Annotated in this window: 17 protein-coding genes; 12 read left to right on the forward strand and 5 right to left on the reverse strand. The window is 69.0% G+C overall.

Annotated elements, in window-relative coordinates:
- Positions 1-99: 99 nt before the first annotated feature.
- Complete coding sequence (locus IH80_RS46870) at positions 100-984, forward strand: hypothetical protein (protein ID WP_158943431.1); 885 nt, start codon at positions 100-102, stop codon at positions 982-984.
- 11 nt (positions 985-995) lie between these two features.
- Here the strand turns inward: IH80_RS46870 and IH80_RS0113830 are convergent, their stop codons facing one another.
- The 4 genes from IH80_RS0113830 to acnA all read right to left on the reverse strand — a co-directional run bounded on the left by IH80_RS0113830 (position 996) and on the right by acnA (position 7,388).
- Entirely contained in the window at positions 996-1,922 is a 927-nt protein-coding gene (locus IH80_RS0113830) for a carbohydrate ABC transporter permease (protein WP_030960490.1), read from the reverse strand.
- A 13-nt stretch (positions 1,923-1,935) separates the two neighbouring features.
- Positions 1,936-2,880 carry a carbohydrate ABC transporter permease gene (locus IH80_RS0113835; RefSeq protein WP_030960492.1) on the reverse strand — a complete coding sequence of 315 codons (945 nt, stop codon included), beginning with the start codon at positions 2,878-2,880 and terminating at the stop codon, positions 1,936-1,938.
- A gap of 42 nt (positions 2,881-2,922) precedes the next feature.
- Complete coding sequence (gene ngcE, locus IH80_RS0113840) at positions 2,923-4,347, reverse strand: N-acetylglucosamine/diacetylchitobiose ABC transporter substrate-binding protein (RefSeq protein ID WP_037879862.1); 1,425 nt, start codon at positions 4,345-4,347, stop codon at positions 2,923-2,925.
- Between the two features lie 323 nt (positions 4,348-4,670).
- Positions 4,671-7,388 carry an aconitate hydratase AcnA gene (gene acnA, locus IH80_RS0113845; RefSeq protein ID WP_030960495.1) on the reverse strand — a complete coding sequence of 906 codons (2,718 nt, stop codon included), beginning with the start codon at positions 7,386-7,388 and terminating at the stop codon, positions 4,671-4,673.
- A 297-nt stretch (positions 7,389-7,685) separates the two neighbouring features.
- On the opposite strand from acnA, the gene IH80_RS0113850 reads away from it, so the two are divergent.
- The 5 genes from IH80_RS0113850 (at position 7,686) to IH80_RS0113870 (ending at position 12,898) form a co-directional block, all read left to right on the forward strand.
- Positions 7,686-8,438, forward strand: a complete 753-nt coding sequence (locus IH80_RS0113850; protein ID WP_030960496.1) for a TnsA-like heteromeric transposase endonuclease subunit — start codon at positions 7,686-7,688, stop codon at positions 8,436-8,438.
- Between the two features lie 313 nt (positions 8,439-8,751).
- Entirely contained in the window at positions 8,752-10,323 is a 1,572-nt protein-coding gene (locus IH80_RS0113855; protein WP_234432225.1) for a transposase family protein, read from the forward strand.
- Positions 10,320-11,372 (forward strand): ATP-binding protein, encoded by a 1,053-nt coding sequence (locus tag IH80_RS0113860; protein ID WP_199819254.1) that lies wholly within the window; start codon positions 10,320-10,322, stop codon positions 11,370-11,372. The genes IH80_RS0113855 and IH80_RS0113860 overlap by 4 nt, the downstream gene beginning before the upstream one ends.
- A 5-nt stretch (positions 11,373-11,377) precedes the next feature.
- Positions 11,378-12,031, forward strand: coding sequence for a TniQ family protein (locus IH80_RS44705; protein WP_158943433.1), 654 nt, complete (start codon positions 11,378-11,380; stop codon positions 12,029-12,031).
- A gap of 57 nt (positions 12,032-12,088) precedes the next feature.
- The gene (locus IH80_RS0113870) at positions 12,089-12,898 is read left to right on the forward strand and encodes a hypothetical protein (protein WP_030960502.1); all 810 of its coding nucleotides are present in this window, start codon (positions 12,089-12,091) and stop codon (positions 12,896-12,898) included.
- 609 nt (positions 12,899-13,507) lie between these two features.
- Here the strand turns inward: IH80_RS0113870 and IH80_RS0113875 are convergent.
- Positions 13,508-14,053: an alpha/beta fold hydrolase gene (locus tag IH80_RS0113875; RefSeq protein ID WP_030960503.1), complete on the reverse strand. Its 546-nt coding sequence runs from the start codon at positions 14,051-14,053 to the stop codon at positions 13,508-13,510.
- A gap of 127 nt (positions 14,054-14,180) precedes the next feature.
- On the opposite strand from IH80_RS0113875, the gene IH80_RS0113880 reads away from it, so the two are divergent.
- From IH80_RS0113880 to IH80_RS0113905, 6 genes are all read left to right on the forward strand, one after another.
- Complete coding sequence (locus IH80_RS0113880; protein ID WP_037879866.1) at positions 14,181-14,669, forward strand: MarR family winged helix-turn-helix transcriptional regulator; 489 nt, start codon at positions 14,181-14,183, stop codon at positions 14,667-14,669.
- A 102-nt stretch (positions 14,670-14,771) separates the two neighbouring features.
- Complete coding sequence (locus IH80_RS0113885) at positions 14,772-16,301, forward strand: helix-turn-helix domain-containing protein (protein ID WP_030960505.1); 1,530 nt, start codon at positions 14,772-14,774, stop codon at positions 16,299-16,301.
- Between the two features lie 249 nt (positions 16,302-16,550).
- Positions 16,551-17,180 carry a hypothetical protein gene (locus IH80_RS0113890; protein ID WP_030960507.1) on the forward strand — a complete coding sequence of 210 codons (630 nt, stop codon included), beginning with the start codon at positions 16,551-16,553 and terminating at the stop codon, positions 17,178-17,180.
- A 59-nt stretch (positions 17,181-17,239) separates the two neighbouring features.
- Complete coding sequence (locus tag IH80_RS44710; RefSeq protein WP_158943435.1) at positions 17,240-17,404, forward strand: hypothetical protein; 165 nt, start codon at positions 17,240-17,242, stop codon at positions 17,402-17,404.
- Between the two features lie 519 nt (positions 17,405-17,923).
- Positions 17,924-18,112 carry a phosphatase PAP2 family protein gene (locus IH80_RS45965; RefSeq protein ID WP_234432226.1) on the forward strand — a complete coding sequence of 63 codons (189 nt, stop codon included), beginning with the start codon at positions 17,924-17,926 and terminating at the stop codon, positions 18,110-18,112.
- A 91-nt stretch (positions 18,113-18,203) separates the two neighbouring features.
- Entirely contained in the window at positions 18,204-19,073 is an 870-nt protein-coding gene (locus IH80_RS0113905) for an AraC family transcriptional regulator (protein ID WP_030960509.1), read from the forward strand.
- The last annotated feature ends 34 nt before the right edge of the window (positions 19,074-19,107 follow it).

Raw genomic sequence — 19,107 nt, forward strand, 5'->3', positions numbered from 1 at the left:
AGAATGAATTGAACACGTTCAGCCCGGCTGGCACTATGGATCCCTGACATCGCCGGCCGGGCGGCGTGTCGGTCCGCCCGGCCGACAAGGGGGGTGAGCATGCGTCAGCAATGTTCGTACGGCCGTGTGCTGGTGGTTTCGACTCTGGTGGGATGCCTGGAGGTCGCACTGACGGTGGTGGTGGTCCTGGTGTACGTGCGGACGCAGCCACCGCCCGACACGCCCCCCGACTGGGCCGCCATCGGGGGGAGCCTGATCGCCCTCACGCCGCTCGTCGGCTTCGTCTCGTTCCTGCTGTCGCTGGTCTTCGTCCTGCCGGCGGTCGCACTGGCGGACCTCGTCGTCCGCGGGCTCGACGCCCGCGCGGCCTGGTGGGCGGCGGTGGCGGCCCCGCCGGCCGTGGCGGCCCTGCTGGCGGCGCCCGTCCTGATCTTCGCGACGTACAACGACGCGCAGACGGGGGACACGCTGGTCTTCTGGGCCTCGGCCACGGCCTCGCTCTCCCTGGGTGCGGTGATGGCGCTGCCCCGGGGCGAGGGGCTGTTGCGGCGGGTGGCGCTGTGGGGCGCGGCGGTGGTGGCGGGGACGGGCCTGTTCGGCGCGCTCGGCCTCGCCGTCGGTCTGCTGCCCGCGTACGAGCCGCCGAGGTTCGGGCCCGGGACCATGACCGGCACCTGGATCGACCACACGGGGGGAAGCCTGGTCTTCACCCCGGACGGCCGGGTCACCGCCGCCGGCGTCGGCGTGCACCGGCCCGGCGACCACCCGGACGACCCCTCACGGCGGTGCTCGGGCTCCGGCACCTGGTCGTACGAGCCGGGGCGGGACGTGTGGTCGCAGGAGGTCCGCACGGAGATCCCCGAGTGCCCCTGGCGGGCCTGGGGCGTCGACGGCACCGGGCAGGAGCCCCGGATCAGCCAGGGCGTCGGCGACCCGGGCTCCGGTCGGCTGTACAGGCTGCGGAAGGCCTCGGACCGCTCCTGACTCCGGGGCCGCTACTTCAGCGTCGCCGAGGTCAGACCCGCCTGGATCTGGCGCTGGAAGGACAGGTAGACCACCAGCATCGGGATCATCGCGATGGTCACCCCCGCGAAGAGCACGGGCAGGTCGGTCTCGTAGCCCTGCTGTTGCTGCAGCTGGATCAGGCCCTGGGTGAGCAGATAGCGCTCGGGGTCCGATCCGGTCTGGGGCTGCATCAGCACGGAGGGCAGGATGTACTGGTTCCACTGGCCCAGGACGTTGAAGATCCCGACGCTGATCAGGCCGGGCTTGGCCATGGGCACCATCACCTGGAAGAAGATCCGGGTGTCGGAGGCGCCGTCGATCACCGCCGCCTCGTGCACCGCCGTCGGCAGCGTCCGGAAGAACGAGTGCATGAAGAAGACGGTGAACGGCATCGAGTACGCCACGTACACGAGGATCAGGCCCTGGTACGTGTTCAGCATGTCGAACCGCTTGACCATGAAGAACAGCGGGACGAGCGCGAGGAACACGGGGAACATCGCGCCGCTGACGAAGAAGTAGTAGATGAACCGGTTGCCCGGGAAGGGGTAGCGGGCCAGGACGTACGCCGCCATCGAGCCGAACAGCATCGTCAGCGGGACGGAGAACACCATCACGATGAGGGTGTTGGCGAAGTAGTCGCCGATGCCCTTGTCCCACGCCCGCCCGAACGCGTCGAAGTTCCAGTTGGCGGGCCAGCTGAGGGCCGAGCCGCCGATCTGCGCGTCGGTCTTGAAGGAGCCGAGCGCCAGCCAGATCAGCGGCAGCACGATCATCACGGCCCAGACGACCAGGAAGCCGTGGGAGAAGACGTTGAGGACCATGCCCTCGGAGCGTCCGGCGCTCCGCTGCCCGCCGGGTCCGGCTCCGCCGGAGCGCTCCGCCGCGGATTCGCCCGGAGCCTTGATCACTGTGGTCATGACGGTCTCCCGCTCAGAACTCGATGCGCTCGCGGCGGGTGGCGCGCAGCGTGATGACGGAAAGGATCATGGTGAGGACGAGCATGACCACGCCCATGGCGCAGGCGTAACCGCTCTTGCCGAAGTAGAGGAAGTTCCGCATCAGGACCGTGGCCATGACCTCGCTGTGGTGGTCGGGGCCGCCGCCGAACTGGCCGGAGGTCATCGTCGACACCAGGACGAACATGTCCATTGCGGCGATGCCCAGATAGACCGCGGACGTCTGTACGGAGTCCCAGAGCAGGGGCAGGGTGACCCGGAAGAAGGTCTGCGCGCGGCCCGCCCCGTCGAGCAGGGCCGCCTCGTAGATGTCCTTGGGGATGGACTGCATGGCCGCGGAGAAGAGGACGAGGTAGAAGCCCACGCCGTGCCAGACCACCACGAGGAGCAGGCACCACAGGACGAGCCGCGGCTCGTTCAGCCATTCGATCGGATGCAGCGGGTCGACGATGCCGAGGCGGATGAGGAGACCGTTGAGCAGGCCGCCCTCGTCGGTGCGGTACACGGCGCCGAAGAGGACCGCGAGGATGGCGAGGGAGAGGACCTGGGGGAAGAAGTAGACGACCTTGTAGAGGCGTGAGCCCGCCACGCCCTGCACGCCGCCGGCCCCGCCCCGCCCGCCCGCGTTCACCATGAAGGCGAAGAAGAGGGCGAGCAGGATGGTGACCACCGGGACGAACACCAGGAGCAGCAGGTTGTTCCAGAGGGCTCCGCGGAAGACCTCGTCCGTCATCAGGGCGGAGTAGTTGTCCATGCCGACGAAGTCGAACGTGGGCGACTGACCCGACCAGTTGGTGAAGGAGTAGCCGAACGTCTGTACGTACGGCCAGATGACGAAGGTCAGGTACAGCGCGAGGGGTGCGAGGAGGAAGCCGGCGATGAAACCGGCCCGTCCCCGGCCCTGGACTACTTGGCTCATGGTGTCCGTCCCTGGTGTGCCGGTGACCGGTGGGGCGTGCTGTCAGCTGCGACGGTTGTTCTTGGCGTTCGGATCCTGCGCCGCCTTGTTCACCGCCGCCTGGGCCCGCTTGATCCACTCCTTCGGCTGAATCCGCTTGGCCATCAGCTCGTTGGACGCGTCCTGGATCGCCGTGTCCATCTCGCTGTACCAGTCGGGGTAAAGGTAATTGAAGGTGTTCGTTCCCGCCGCCTTGAGGGCGGTCACCGCCGACTGGGTGCCGGGGCGCAGTTTCACGCCCGGGTCCACGCCGTCCTTGACCACGGTGAGCGAGTTGGCCTGCTGGGCGAAGATGGTCGACCATTCGCGGGACAGCATCGAACGGATGAACTCCAGACCGCCGGGCTTGTTGGCGGCCTTCTCGGGGACGATGAAGGGCTCGCCGGCGCCGGCCCGGATGGCCTCGAAGGGCAGCTTGCTGTCGGCGAGCACCGGGACCGGCAGGAACTGCATGTCGAAGTCGTCGGGCGTCTGCTTGAGCTGCTCGTTCTCCAGCCAGGAGCCGGACGGGATGAAGGCCGCCTTGTACTGGTTCCAGGCGGTCTGGGACTCGGTGTGGGTCAGGCCGTTCGTGCCGGGCAGGAGCAGGTCCTTCTCGACCACCTCGTAGACCGCCTCGACGGCGGCGAGGGCGGCCGCGCTGCCCTCGAAGGCGTTCGGCTCCAGGTTGTCGATGGCCTTCATGGCCTCCAGACCGCCCTTCTTGGCGATCAGGTCCATGATGACGACGTTGATGTAGTACGGGTACTTGCCCTGGTGGGCGAGGCCGCCGAGGCCGGCCTCCTTGGCCTTGGCGCAGACCGCGAGGAACTCGTCCCAGGTCCTGGGGGGCGTCCAGCCCTTCTCCTTGAAGAGCTTCCCGGAGTACCAGAAGCCGTAGACGGTGTAGACGTAGTTCAGCGACACGAACTTGCCGCCCTGCGTGCCCTGTTCGATGGTGCCCGCGATGAGCGTGTCACGGACCTTCTTGCTCGGGTCGTCGAGCGAGGGGGCGTCGAGCACGGGGGTGAGGTCGGCGAGCTGGTTGCTCTTGAAGAGCACGTCCAGCTTGATCCTCTGGGCGCCGGAGTTGTCGACGACGTCCGGCGGGTTGCCGCCGTTGAACCGGGTCTGGAGCTTGCCGGTGATCTCCTGGGTGCCGAGGTGGGAGCTGGTCGTGCCCCACTTCTTGTCGAAAGCGGCCTCCCAGGCCTTCGCGTAGTCGTCGCCGAAGCCGCCCTTGAAGACGACGACGTCCATCGTGCCCCCCTTCGCGACGCCGAAGGGGTTCTCCTTGGAGACGGCCGCCTTGTCGGGACCCTTCGTCGTGTCCCCACCGCCGGAGGCGCAGGCGGACAGGAAGCTCATCGTCGGCACGCTGATCGGTCCGAGCGCTGCGGAACGCTTGATCAGATCACGGCGGCCGAGGCCCTCACCAGTGGATCCCATGCTCATGTCCTCGCCTTCGTCAGAAGTGTGAAGGAGGCCGGAAATCGCGGCAGTTACCGTGCATGCGGGCATCACCGCAGGTCCCCCCGGCATCCCCCGGCCCGGGGCCGCTCGTCACACAGTGGCCCGGACGGGCACAGGTATAGTCCACTTCCGCTCGACTGAGCAAGATCGTGCACAAGGATCGTTCCCGGCTTTTCCGAGTTGAGACCTGTCCGTCATCCGGGACCGCCGCCGCGCAAAGCGACAAGGGCCGCACCCCCTCGTCGGGGGTACGGCCCTATGGTGCCGACAGACGGCGGATCGCTCCGCCTGGCGCGCCCTTAGCCGCGGATGAGGTTCCGCAGGACGTACTGCATGATGCCGCCGTTGCGGTAGTAGTCGGCCTCACCCGGCGTGTCGATGCGCACGACCGCGTCGAACTCCACACCGGTGTCCGTGGTGACCTTGACGGTGCGCGGGGTGGTGCCGTTGTTCAGCTCCTCCACACCGGTGAAGGAGAAGCTCTCCTCGCCGGTGAGGCCCAGCGAGGCCGCGGTCGCGCCCTCGGGGAACTGCAGGGGCAGGACGCCCATGCCGATCAGGTTGGAGCGGTGGATGCGCTCGTAGGACTCGGCGATGACGGCCTTGACGCCGAGCAGCGCGGTGCCCTTGGCCGCCCAGTCGCGGGACGAGCCGGAGCCGTACTCCTTGCCGGCCAGGATGACCAGCGGGATGCCGGCGGCCTGGTAGTTCTGCGAGGCGTCGTAGATGAAGGAGACCGGGCCGCCCTCGACGGTGAAGTCGCGGGTGAAGCCGCCCTCGGTGCCCGGCGCGATCTGGTTGCGCAGGCGGATGTTGGCGAAGGTACCGCGGATCATGACCTCGTGGTTGCCGCGGCGGGAACCGTACGAGTTGAAGTCGCGGCGCTCGACGCCGTGCTCGGTGAGGTACTTGCCGGCCGGGGTGTCGGCCTTGATCGCACCGGCCGGGGAGATGTGGTCGGTGGTGACCGAGTCGCCCAGCTTCGCCAGCACGCGGGCGCCGGCGATGTCGGAGACCGGGGTGGTCTCCATCGTCATGCCCTCGAAGTAGGGGGGCTTGCGGACGTAGGTGGACTGCGGGTCCCACTCGAAGGTGTTGCCGGTCGGGATCGACAGCGCCTGCCACTGGGCGTCGCCCGCGAAGACGTCGCTGTAGGACTTGCTGAACATGTCCTCGCCGATGGCGTTCGCCACGACGTCGTTCACCTCGGCCTCGGAGGGCCAGATGTCCTTGAGGTAGACCGGGTTGCCCTCGGTGTCGATGCCGATGGCCTCGGTGGTGATGTCCACCTTCATGGAGCCCGCGATGGCGTACGCGACGACCAGCGGCGGGGAGGCCAGGTAGTTCATCTTGACGTCGGGGTTGATCCGGCCCTCGAAGTTGCGGTTGCCGGAGAGCACCGAGGTGACCGCGAGGTCGTGCTCGTTGATCGCCTTCGAGATCTCCTCGTCCAGCGGACCGGAGTTGCCGATGCAGGTGGTGCAGCCGTACCCGACGAGGTTGAAGCCCATCTTGTCGAGGTACGGGGTCAGGCCGGCCTTGTCGAAGTAGTCGGTGACGACCTTCGAGCCCGGGGCCAGGGTGGTCTTGACCCACGGCTTGCGGGTCAGGCCCTTCTCGACCGCCTTCTTCGCCACGAGCGCCGCGGCGACCATGACGTAGGGGTTCGAGGTGTTGGTGCAGGAGGTGATCGCGGCGACGGTGACGGCGCCGTGGTCGATCTCGAAGGAGGAGCCGTCGGCCAGGGTGACCAGGGTGGGCTTCGAGGGGCTGCCGTTCGGGTGGTTCGCCGGGGCGTCGGAGGCCGGGAAGGACTCCTTGCCCGCCTCGTCCACGTCGTCGACGTAGTTGCGCACGTCCTGGGCGAACTGCTGGGCGGCGTTCGCGAGGACGATGCGGTCCTGCGGGCGCTTCGGGCCGGCGATGGAGGGGACGACCGTGGAGAGGTCGAGCTCCAGCTTCTCGGAGAAGTCCGGCTCGGCGGCCGGGTCCAGCCACAGGCCCTGCTCCTTGGCGTACGCCTCGACGAGCGCGACCTGCTGCTCGGAGCGGCCGGTGAGACGCAGGTACTTCAGGGTCTCGCCGTCGATCGGGAAGATCGCGGCGGTGGAGCCGAACTCCGGCGACATGTTGCCGATGGTGGCGCGGTTGGCCAGCGAGGTGGCGGCGACGCCCTCGCCGTAGAACTCGACGAACTTGCCGACGACGCCGTGCTTGCGCAGCATCTCGGTGATGGTGAGCACCAGGTCGGTGGCGGTGGTGCCGGTGGGCAGCTCGCCGGTCAGCTTGAAGCCGACGACGCGCGGGATCAGCATGGAGACCGGCTGGCCGAGCATCGCGGCCTCGGCCTCGATGCCGCCGACGCCCCAGCCCAGCACGCCGAGGCCGTTGACCATGGTGGTGTGCGAGTCGGTGCCGACGAGGGTGTCGGGGTAGGCCTGGCCGTTTCGGACCATGACCGTGCGGGCCAGGTGCTCGATGTTGACCTGGTGGACGATGCCGGTGCCCGGGGGGACGACCTTGAAGTCGTCGAAGGCGGTCTGGCCCCAGCGCAGGAACTGGTAGCGCTCCTTGTTGCGGCCGTACTCCAGCTCGACGTTCTGCGCGAAGGCGTCCTTCGTGCCGAACTTGTCGGCGATGACCGAGTGGTCGATGACCATCTCGGCGGGCGAGAGCGGGTTGATCTTCGCCGGGTCGCCGCCGAGAGCCTTCACGGCCTCACGCATGGTGGCGAGGTCCACGACGCAGGGGACGCCGGTGAAGTCCTGCATGATCACGCGGGCCGGCGTGAACTGGATCTCCTGGCTGGGCTGGGCCTGGGAGTCCCAGCCGCCGAGCGCCCGGATGTGGTCGGCGGTGATGTTCGCGCCGTCCTCGGTGCGGAGCAGGTTCTCCAGCAGCACCTTCAGGCTGTAGGGCAGGCGGGCGGAGCCCTCGACCTTGTCCAGCCGGAAGATCTCGTACGACTCGTCGCCCACCTGCAGCGTGCTGCGGGCGTCGAAGCTGTTCGCCGACACGACAGTCTCCTTCATGCATGAATTTCGCGCGTTTACCGCATCCTGCCGCCACGCCCCTTGGCCAATCCGCTAAGGTCAGGCTAAGTTAGGTAACCCTTACCAGCGGGGGCGGCTGCGGTACGCCTTCGGCAGATATCTCGATGTCGAGATAACTCTAGTACATGTCCGGCTGCGACGACGAGGCACGCACCCCCTGACCGCTGGTCATCCAATCGAGGCGTTTGACAGCGAACCCAGTCGTTTCGGCTTCCTTGCCATTGAACCTAGTCGTACGAGGTGACGTGCTGGGGGTGCTGGGTGGCCGTACCGGTCGGGGTGAATAGTGCGGATCCGTACGTCGAGCTGTCGTACATGGATGCCGTGCGCGAGCGTCGGCGGCGTCCGCTGCTGGACTGCGCGACGGCCCGGTTCGAGGATGTGGCTGCGGCGCGGCCGTTCCGGTGGTCGCGTGGTGCGCGTCACTTCTCGGGCTGGTACTGGGCTGCGACGACCGGCCAGCACGTCGGGTTCGAGTCATGGCTGGAGCGGGACCGGCTCCTGCTGATGGACTTCGATCCTGAGGTCGTGGGGATCGCTTCGCAGCCGTGCTGGCTGCACTGGCGCGACGGCGAGCGTGAGCGTCGGCACGCTCCGGACTACTTCGTACGCCGCGCGGACGGTTCGGCGGTGGTCGTCGACGTCCGCGCCGATGAGCGGATCGAGCCGAAGGACGCGGAGGCGTTCGAGGTCACCCGCCTGGCCTGCCGCCAGGCGGGATGGGCCTTCGAGCGGGTCGGGGTGCCCGAGGCGGTGCTCCTGGCGAATGTGCGGTGGCTGTCGCGCTACCGGCATCCGCGGTGCCTGCATGGACCGGTCGCGGACCGGCTCCGGGCAACCCTCTCGGGTCCGGTCCCACTGATGGTCGGGGCTGATGCTGCCGGCGACCGGCTTGAGACGCTGCCCACCTTGTTCCATCTCCTCGGGCTCCAGGAAGTGGCCGCCGAGGGACTGTCGGTCGAGTTGCTGGGGCCGTCCACCATCGTGCGCCTGGCGGATGGAGGTGGACGGTGACGGGGAATGGGCGACGGGTGCCTCCGACGGGCAGGATCGCGGAATTCCCGGAGATCGCCGCTGATCAGGCCCGCTGGTGGGAGAGGCACATTCTGGAGGTCCTGGACGGCTTGCCGCCGGATGCGCCTGTGGGGACGGCGCCACGGCCGGAGTTCGATCCGGCTCGGAACTCGCTGGCTCAGCGGGAGCGGGCCAAGGCTGCCGAGCTGACGGTGGCCGGGCACGCGATGACGGCCAACGGCGTCAAGCAGCGGCGCCAGCGCTACCAGCGCGACGGGCTGGTGGGACTGGCCGATGGCCGGTCGGCCAAAAGATGCCATCGTTCGGCCGGGTCGACCCGGCGGTGGTCGAGGCGATGCGAGAGGCGATCGAGGAAACCGCCGAGGCGTCGTCGAAGACGATCGGCTTCGTGGTCTGGCGGGCGACACAGATCCTGAATGCACGCGACGACGCAGAAGGTGTCGAGGTGCCGTCCGAGCGCACGCTCTACCGGCTGTTCGACAGGCTGGCGGCCGGCACCCACGCCACAGGCTCGGCGACCACGCGCCGTTCGGTGAACGCGCGTCCGGCTGGTCCGTTCGGGGAGGTGCCCGCCTGCGCGCCAGGGGAATGGATGCAGATCGACTCCACTCCGCTGGATGTCCTGGTGCGGCTGGACGACGGGATTGCCGAGAAGGTCGAGTTGACAGCCATGATCGACCTGGCGACCAGGTCACTGGCCGCTGTGGTGCTGCGACCGACGACGAAGGCGGCCGACGCTTCTGCTCTCCTGGCCCGGAGCATCACCCCAGAGGCGATGCGTCCTGGCTGGTCGGAGGCCCTTCGGATGTCGAGGTCGGCGATGCCACACCGGCGTCTGCTGGCTTTGGACGAGCGGCTGGAGCACGCGGCTGCGAAGCCGGTGATCGTGCCGGACACGATCGTCTGCGACCACGGGAAGGTCTTCATCTCGAACAACTTCCGTGCCTCTTGTCGCTACCTGGGCATCAGTCTTCAGCCGACTCACAAGGCATCACCCTTCGAGAAGGGCGCGATCGAGAAGACGCTGGGGTCGGTGGCGACGCTGTTCGCGCAGTTCGTCGCGGGATACACCGGCCGGTCGGTGGACCGTCGGGGCCGGGGGCTGGAGAACGGGCCGCTGTGGTCCCTTCCCGAGCTGCAGAGTTTGTTGGAGGAGTGGACCGTCGCCATCTGGCAGAACCGTCCGCACGATGCATTGCGGGACCCGGACTCCCCGAAGCGGGCGTTCTCGCCAAACGAGAAGTACGCGACGCTGCTGGAGTCGTGCGGCTACGTTCCGGCTCCGCTCAGCGGCGAGGACTACATCGAGTTGCTGCCCGAACGGTGGCAGGCGATCAACGCCTACGGCATCCGGATCAACCACCGCACCTATGACGCTCGCGAGTTGACTCCCTTGCGCCGTCAGCACTCCGGGGTGGCGGCGAAAAAGGGGTTATGGGAGATCCACTACGACCCCTACGACGTCTCCCGCATCTGGGTACGCGACCGCCGCAGCGAGCCAGCCCGATGGATCACGGTGTTCTGGAAGCACCTGCACCGCGTCGGCGTCCCGTTCGGCGAGATGGCCTGGGACCACGCCCGCGAACAGGTCCCCGGCGGCACCGAGGAACAGATCGCCGATGTCGCTGATGCTCTTCTACGGCGAGCCCACGGCGGTCCCGCAGAGGAGAGCGCCCGATCGGCGAGGGCTTCCCGGCGAGACCGCCGCGTCGCTGCCAGAACCCGGGCCACCACGACCGACCGCTCGATTCCTGACCCGCCGGTCACCGAGTTGCCGCCGGAGGGCGATGCGGACTCCGGCCTTGCCAAGGTCATCCCACTGGGCTTGTTCGACCCGCTCGCCAATCCTTGGAGGCGCTCGTGACCACCACAGAATCAGCGGCCCGGCACACCGCGTTGCTGGAGGTCGACGCCGAGGCCAACCGGCAGCTCACCACGTTGAACGGATGGCGGAGGTTCATCGACAACTCCCCCGAGCCCCCAGCCCTCTTGCGTCCCAGCCAACTGGAACAGCTCTCTCCCACCGCCCGGGACCTATACGACGACGATCGGCTCGGCCATCACGCACGCATGCTTACGGTCGCCACCTCGTTCGTCGAGAAGACAGTGATCTGCGGCCGCAGGCTGGTCCTGCTCAATCGGCACGCGATCAGCGCTCGCCGCGGCCTGATGGTCTCCGGGCTTCCCGGCACGGGCAAGACCAGCGCCATCACCCAGCTGGGACGATCCCACGAACTCCTCGACCGGGCCCGGCACCCGAACATCGCCGACCGCATCCCGGTTCTCTACATCACCGTCCCACCCGCGGCGACCGCCCGCATGGTCGCCGCTGAGTTCGCCCGCTTCCTCGGCCTTCCCGTCCGAGGCCGCTCGAACATGACGGACATCATCGAGGCAGTGGTCGGCGTCTGCACCGACACTCGCACCGGCCTCGTGCTCGTCGACGAGATCCACAATGTCTCGCAGGCCACACGGGCCGGAGGAGAAGTGTCCGACACCCTGAAGTACTTCTCGGAGCGCATCCCCGCAACGTTCGTTTACGCCGGCATCGGCTTGGAGACCAGCGAACTCCTGGCCGGCACGCGGGGCGCCCAGATCGCGGGCCGGTTCACCCTCGTTCCTACCCGCCCGTTTCCTTACGGAGACGAATGGAAGAGGCTGGTCGCGACCTTGGAAGAGACCTTGCTCCTGCACGAACACCTGCCGGGAAGCCTGGTCAAGCTGGACCGATACCTCCACAACCGGGCCGACGGCATGATCGGAGCGTTGTCTCACGCGATCCGCGGCGCCGCGATCGACGCAATCCTCAACGGCACCGAGCGCGTGACGAAGGAAGCGATCGATGCGATCCCCCTGGACCACGCCGCGGAGACCGCGACAACGTCCCCGGCCAAGAAGACGGCCCGAAGGTGAGCCTCATGCCGACAGACCGACCTGCCCTGCTTCCGATCCGGGTTGCGCCGCGGCTCGGAGAGACAACCGACTCCTACATTCGACGCCTGGCTCGCGCCAACCACCTCAAGCCCAGCTACCTGCACCGTTTCCTCTGCGGCCCACCGTTCTGGTTCGGCAAACCCAGTCTTTCCCGCCTCGCAGCAGTCTCCGGCCGCCCCAGACGCTCGCTCGAACGTGCTCTGGCCGATGTCTCATCGCCACGACGACGCAACAAGCCGAACGTCCGCTACCCCAGCACTGTCCCCTTGGCCGACCGCCCGGACCTGGCCCTCCGCATCCGCGAGACTGCCCAGTCCGGGACCGCGACCATCCGCGACCTGTCCAGGCGCCACCAGCTGCCGTCCCAGACCATCCGCACCATCCTGGAAATGCCGGCGCCGAGCACCTACAGGTCCCGGAAAGGTCCCAAGACGGGGCAGCCGGCCAGACGGCCCGCCCCCGCGATCAATGACTCAACACGAACCCTGATGGACTCCATGCTCGCCCAACTCCTCGATCTCCGAGAGATCTGGAACCGGCTGATGGACGACCACGACGTCTCCGTGTCCTACTCCTCGATCAACGTCTACTTCCGGTCCCGTCCGCGTGTGGAACGTCACGCAATTCCCCATCAATAACGTCAGCTTCCCCGCGCACGCTGAAGCGTCCCTCAGCACCCTCCGTATCTTGGTTCCATGACGGACGAGGAAGAACCAAGGCTCTACGTGAACCGCTGGGGCGACACATCAGATCCAGCCCCGGAGCGGCGGGGGCCCCGCCAGGACGCGTGCTCGTGCTTCGACCAGTCCAGGCCGCAACCGCGAGCCCGCGTCGGGTTCCACACCGAACGACAGGACACCTCCGCCCCGGGCTGGCAGCACCTGCTGGAGCTGGTCGATGAGGCCATCGCCGACGGGCGCGAAGAGTTCCGTCCCCTCACCGAGCTGAGCCCAGAAGAGAGGCGGCAGGTCATCACCCTGCCGCCGAGCATCGCCAGGCTGACGGCGGTCAAACACCTGGTGCTCTACGGCAGCAACTTGGTCCGCATCCCGCCCGAGATCGGATCCATGACCAGCCTGGAGGAGTTCACCCCCTACACCTCCTACCGGCTGCACTGGTTCCCCTACGAGATCACGCGATGCCGGAAGCTGACCCGCAGCACAGTGAGCACGCGCGCGTTGTTCGGCAACGAGAAGCTGCGGCCGCCCTTCCCCAGGCTTCAGCCTGCCCAGGGCTCCGTCGCGGACCTCGATCTGGCGAACCTGGATCCCCGGCGTTGGGGCGTCACCGCCATCCATCGCTGCAGTGTCTGCAACCATCAGATCGCACAGGGCGGACTCCATCAGGTGTGGATTTCGCTACGCGTTGCCACCGACGTGCTTCCTTTGCTGGTCAGCGCCTGCTCGTCGGCGTGTGTCGCCGACCTGCCCGACGGCGCGAAGGGCTACATCCCCACACCACACACAGGCGGCCGAGTCGATCAGCCGGCGTCCGACTGGGACTGACCAGCCGACGTAACCGCCAACGCCGCGACCGATCCCACGTGATCGTTTGCCAACCAACTTAGTCGTGGCAGGTCAGCGCGACCCCGGCGACTAACTTCAGCGTCAAAGGACACCCGCGCCCGGAGGGGCGGCGGGCCAGGAGGGTGCTTTCGCGCGCCCCGAACCCGCTCGCGTGAGGGGTGGCCGGTGCGGCGGGGCGCGCGGCGGCCCGGCATTCAACGCGTTCATGTCTTCTGTCAGGATGCCTCCGGCCCACCGGGGGGAGGGCCGGACGAAAGGACGCCGTCCCGCACGAGCCCACTGCTGGTTGGCGCGGCGCTCGGCGGGGCGTCCGCAAGGTCGTCCGGCGGGGCGGCGCCGGAGGGGAGCACCGCCCCACCCGGATCCCGGACCGGCGGGTCACCGCGCTCGTACGCGAGAACGGGCGCGGCGCGGCCGCCGGGGATCCGGCGGTCCCCGTGACCCGCGGGGGACCCGTGGCCGCCGGAGTTCCGGGTCGGGGCCCCGGCCTCCCCGCGGACGGGCCGGAGCCGGCGCGGCTCGGCGGACGTCGAGGCGGCCCGAGCTGCAGCCGAGGCCCGGCCGGCGCCCGGCCGGCGGCTGCGCGCCTCACCCGGCGAGGGCGTGGCGGGCGGCCCAGGCGTTGACGGCGGCGGCGATCTCCTCGGGCCGGTCCTCCGGGCAGAGGTGGGCCGCGGCCCCGCAGTACTCGCTCTCCAGTGCCGAGATGTTCCGCTCGCACCAGGCGGCCGCCTCCGCACCGACCATCAGGGCCGGCGAGCCGTCGAAGGTGAGCAGGAGTTTGGGCACCCACCCCTTCGGGCGCACGATCGTCTCCATGAAAGCGATGCCGCGCACCCGCCCGGGGTGGCGGGCGGCTCGGTCGAAGGCGAGCGCGCCGCCCCAGTCCTGACCTACCAGCACCACCTCGTCGAGCCCGGCCGCGTCGAACCACGCGTCCAGGTAGCGGGCGTGGTCGGCGAAGGCGTACTCCCCGCCCGGCTTTCCGGATCGGCCCATGCCGATGAGGTCGGGGGCCGGGACCCGGACCGGGCCTTCGATCCGGGGCAGCACGTGCCGCCAGAGAGGGGAGGAGGTGGGATTGCCGTGCAGGAAGACGAAGGCAGTGCCCTCGCCCCGGTCCTCGTAGTACATCGTCGAGCCGAGTACGTCGATCGTGGCCCTGGGAGACCTTTTCCGCAATCATTGGTGCGGCTAACGTTAGTGGCGCCAACGAAGCTAGACCGTTAGTGACACCAACGCAAGCGCGTAACATCACCGCATGACCACGGGAGAGAACGGGGGCGCGACCGTCCCCGCACGACTGCGCGAACTGCCCAGCCGGCTCATGGGGCAGGCGTCCACCCACGCACAGCGCCTGGTGACCGAGGCCCTGGGTCGGGCAGATGCCCATAAATGGCACTATGCGGCCCTGGTCGCCCTCGAAGAGTCCGGGCCGGCGAGCCAGGCCGCACTGAGCGACCGCACCGGCATCCACCGCAGCGACCTGGTCGCCGTCATCAACGAACTCGCCGGGCGCGAACTGGTCGAGCGCGCCCCGGATACCGAGGACCGCCGGCGCAACGTCATCACCCTCACCCCGCTCGGCCGGCGGCGGCTGCGCAGGCTGGAGCAGCTCCTCGACGCGGCCCAGAGCGAACTCCTGGCCCCCCTGTCGGCGGGGGAGCGCGAGCAGCTCACCCGCCTGCTGGGGCGGATCGTCGAGCACCACGGACACGGCGGCCCGGCCATGGGAACTGACGGACAGTAACCCTCGGGGCGGCACCGCCCCGCACGCCCGACACGCCGGTCGACACACCCATCTGCCACACCCGGCGCAGGAGTCATCTCATATCTGAGATACGGTGCCCCCATGGCAGACGACTACCTCGTACGCATCGGCAAGCTCATCCGTGACGCCCGGCAACACCGGGGCTGGACACAGAGTCAGCTCGCGGAAGCCCTCGGCACCAGCCAGAGTGCAGTGAACCGGATCGAGCGCGGCAACCAGAACATCAGTCTTGAGATGATCGCCCGCATCGGTGAAGCCCTCGACAGCGAGATCGTCTCCCTGGGCTACGCCGGCCCGATGCACCTGCGCGTAGTCGGCGGCCGGCGCCTGTCCGGCGCCATCGACGTCAAGACGAGCAAGAACGCGTGCGTCGCCCTGCTCTGCGCCTCGCTGCTCAACAAGGGCCGCACCGTGCTGCGCCGGGTGGCCCGCATCGAGGAGGTCTACCGCCTCCTGGAGGTCCTGAACTCCATCGGCGTCCGCAGCCGCTGGATCAACGACGGCGTGGACCTGGAGCTGATCCCGCCGGCCCGCCTCGACATGGAGGCCATGGACGCGGACGCGGCCCGCCGGACCCGGAGCATCATCATGTTCCTGGGCCCCCTGCTGCACCGGATGGAGACCTTCCGCCTGCCCTACGCCGGTGGCTGCGACCTCGGCACCCGCACCATCGAGCCGCACATGATCGCCCTGCGCCGCTTCGGCCTGGACATCACCGCGACCGAGGGCATCTACCACGCGAAGGTCGCGACCGGGGTCTCCCCCGACCGCCCGATCGTGCTGACCGAGCGCGGGGACACCGTCACCGAGAACGCGCTGCTGGCGGCCGCCCGGCACGACGGCGTGACCGTCATCCGCAACGCCTCCTCCAACTACATGGTCCAGGACCTGTGCTTCTTCCTGGAGGCGCTGGGCGTCAAGGTCGAGGGCGTCGGTACCACCACGCTCACCGTCCACGGCATCCCGAACATCGACGTGGACGTCGACTACTCCCCCTCCGAGGACCCGGTCGAGGCGATGAGCCTGCTCGCCGCCGCGGTCGTCACGGAGTCGGAGCTGACGATCCGCCGGGTGCCGATCGAGTTCATGGAGATCGAGCTCGCGGTCCTGGAGGAGATGGGCCTGGACCACGACCGCTCGGCGGAGTACACGGCGGACAACGGCCGCACCCGGCTCGTGGACCTGACGGTCCGCCCCTCGAAGCTCGAGGCGCCGATCGACAAGATCCACCCGATGCCCTTCCCGGGGCTGAACATCGACAACGTCCCCTTCTTCGCGGCCATCGCCGCCGTCGCCCAGGGCCAGACCCTCATCCACGACTGGGTGTACGACAACCGCGCCATCTACCTGACGGACCTGAACCGCCTGGGCGGTCGCCTCCAGCTGCTGGACCCCCACCGCGTCCTGGTCGAGGGCCCCACCCGCTGGCGCGCGGCGGAGATGATGTGCCCGCCGGCCCTGCGCCCGGCGGTGGTCGTGCTCCTCGCGATGATGGCCGCCGAGGGCACCTCGGTGCTGCGCAACGTCTACGTGATCAACCGCGGCTACGAGGAACTGGCCGAGCGCCTCAACTCGGTGGGCGCCCAGATCGAGATCTTCCGCGACATTTAAGTACGCCGCAGGTCAGGACGCTTTCCCGTCCTCCTGGGCCGTCTGTGGGCCGTCGCCGGTGTCTCCGCCCCGCGGAGACACCGGCGACGGCCCTTCGCGCTCGCACCCGGCGTTTGGGCACGAAGTGCACAGAAACGCCGGATTCCAGCCAACCGACATTGCTCGCCTATGGTTCCGAAGTCGATCATCAGACGGCGCGAGCAGCGAGGGGGCGCGGACGTGCGCGGTGGGAAGGGTGCAGCAGGGGCCGTGGGACTGGCACTGCTGCTGGCGGGGTGCGGCGGTGACGCATCGGGTCCGAAGCCGGGGACGGAGGCGCAGCCGAAGGCAGAGCTGCTCGGCAAGGACACCGGGATCCGGTACGACAAGCCCCGGGTGCCGACGGTCCAGAACATGACGTGTGACCGCAAACGCGGCTCGACGCGGTACGGGCTCAGTGCCCACAAGGACGAGTCCCTGCCCGCGCACAAGGGAGAGCAGGACTCCGAGGACTACGTCTGCCACGGGCCGGACCGGATCAGTCTTGCCGTCGGAGGGCGGACGGTGACGGCGCCGCACATCGCGGCCGAGTACGACCTCTACGGGGCCGTTCCCGACCCGCTCAAGACCGTCAAGACCGTCTACAGCACGTCCTTGGCGGAGGACGACGAACGCACCCTGGTCGGCGAGGCGAAGACGGTCACCACCACGACGGCCGCCATCACCTGCCAGAAGAACGTCTGGCAGACCTTTCCCATGACCACCTGCCTGTGGGCGAACCACGGCGCGGTCGGCGCGGTCGACTTCTTCCCGCCCGCGGGCCGCCACCCCGAGATCGCCGAAGCAGTCACCCGCACCAAGGAACTCATCGCGACCGGCCTGGTCGAATCCCCGCGCTGACCCGGGCCGGACCGTACCGCCCGTCACGAGCCCCGGAGCCGACCGATAGGGTCACCGGCATGGGGGACTTCGCGAGCAGGGGCCGCACGGTGCTGTGCAAATGGTGCAACCAGCCGATTCCGCAGGAACGGCGCTGGTTCCCGCGCCAGTACTGCAACCGCCGCCACAAGTGGCGGCACCGGATCACGGAAACGGTCGGCAGCATCCTCGACAGCGTCTCCTAGCCAGATCCTCAGCACCGGATCGTCCGGGGTCGGGGCGACTGACCGCAGGGTTGAAACCGCTTCTCCCTACTCGACCGGCCGGAGGAACGGCGTGACGACCACGATCGCCCCTTCCGGTGTGTCCCGGGCGGCCCGGACGGTCCGGACGGCCCGACTGGTTACCGACGGGCTCGATCCCAAGAACTGGATCATCGCCGACAGCCTCCTCGTCGGCTGGCACACCGACCGTCTCGCCGGGGTCGGGTGGGGCCTCCTCGGCTGCCTGTTCGGCGCGGGCATTCCGCTGGCCTTCATCAAGTACGGCATCCGCCACGGCCGTTGGGCCGACCGGCACGTCGGCCCGCGGCCGCAGCGGATCCTCGTGATGTCCTTCGCCGGCGCCTCGGTCGCCACCGGCACCCTGCTGCTGTGGGCCCTGGGCGCTCCCCGGACGATGACCGCGCTGGTCGCGGCGATGCTGGTCACCCTGGCGGCCCTGCTCGCCGTGACCCCCGCGTGGAAGATCAGCGTCCACGCGGCGTGTCCGCCGGGAGCGTGGCCATGCTCGCCATGGTCCACGGGCCCTGGGTGCTCCTGGCCTGTCCCGTGGTCGCCGTCGTCGGCTGGTCCCGCGTGGTGCTGCGCGACCACACCCTCGCCCAGGTCCTGGCGGGCACCACGACGGGCGCAGCCGTGGCGGCCGCCACCTTCGCTTCGCTGGCCCGCTGAGGGGTGTCCGGCCGACCTGATCGGATCGGTTCGCGGCGGTCGGGTGCGGCGGGGCCGGCCGCTGCGAGGGTTGCGGTCGAAAGGAGGCCCCGTGATCTCTGCGCTCAACCGGCTGGTCGATCTCGTCGAGGAGCACCTCGCCGAGGAGCCCGACGTCCAGGGACTGGCAGCGTCGCTCGGCACCACCGAGTACCACCTGCGCCGGATGTTCTCGTCCTTGGCCGGCATGCCGCTGTCCGAGTACGTGCGGCGGCGGCGCATGACCGTTGCCGCCGCCGACGTGGTCCGTGGTGGGGCGGATCTGCTGAGCATCGCGGTCCGGCACGGATACGGCTCGAGCGAGGCGTTCGGACGCGCCTTCCGGGCGGTCCACGGCGCCGGGCCCGGTGACGTACGCCGCAGCGGCGGCCCCTTGCGTACACAACCGCAGCTCAGGTTCCGCCTGACCGTCGAAGGGAGCATCCCCATGGACACCCGCCTCGTCAGCCGACCCGCGTTCCGGCTCGTCGGACACGCCGCCCGGGTCCCGCTCGTCCACCAGGGCGTCAACCCGCACATCCAGGAGCACATCACCTCACTGCCGCCGGAGGAACACCCGCGGCTGAAGGCCCTGAGCGACACCGAACCGGGCGGCCTGCTGCAGGTCTCCGACGACCTCGATCCCGACGCCGGGGAGGGCAGCGAACTGACCTACCTGCACGGAGTCGCCCTCGGCGGGGACACGCCGGCCCCGGACGGCCTCGACACCATCGAGGTACCGGCCGGGATGTGGGCGGTCTTCCGTACCAGCGGACCGCATCCGCAGGCCCTGCAGACGACCTGGGCGGCGACCGCGACCGACTGGTTCCCCTCCAACCCGTGGCGCCTGAGGCCCGGCCCCTCGATCGTCGCCACCCTCGACCGCGCGGCGGACTTCAGCACCGCGACCTGCGAGCTGTGGCTGCCCGTCGAACCGGCGTAGCCCACCTCGACCCCCGGGCGGTAACCGGTGGTTC

The organism is Streptomyces sp. NRRL S-378 (genome assembly GCF_000720645.1).
Lineage (GTDB): Bacteria > Actinomycetota > Actinomycetes > Streptomycetales > Streptomycetaceae > Streptomyces.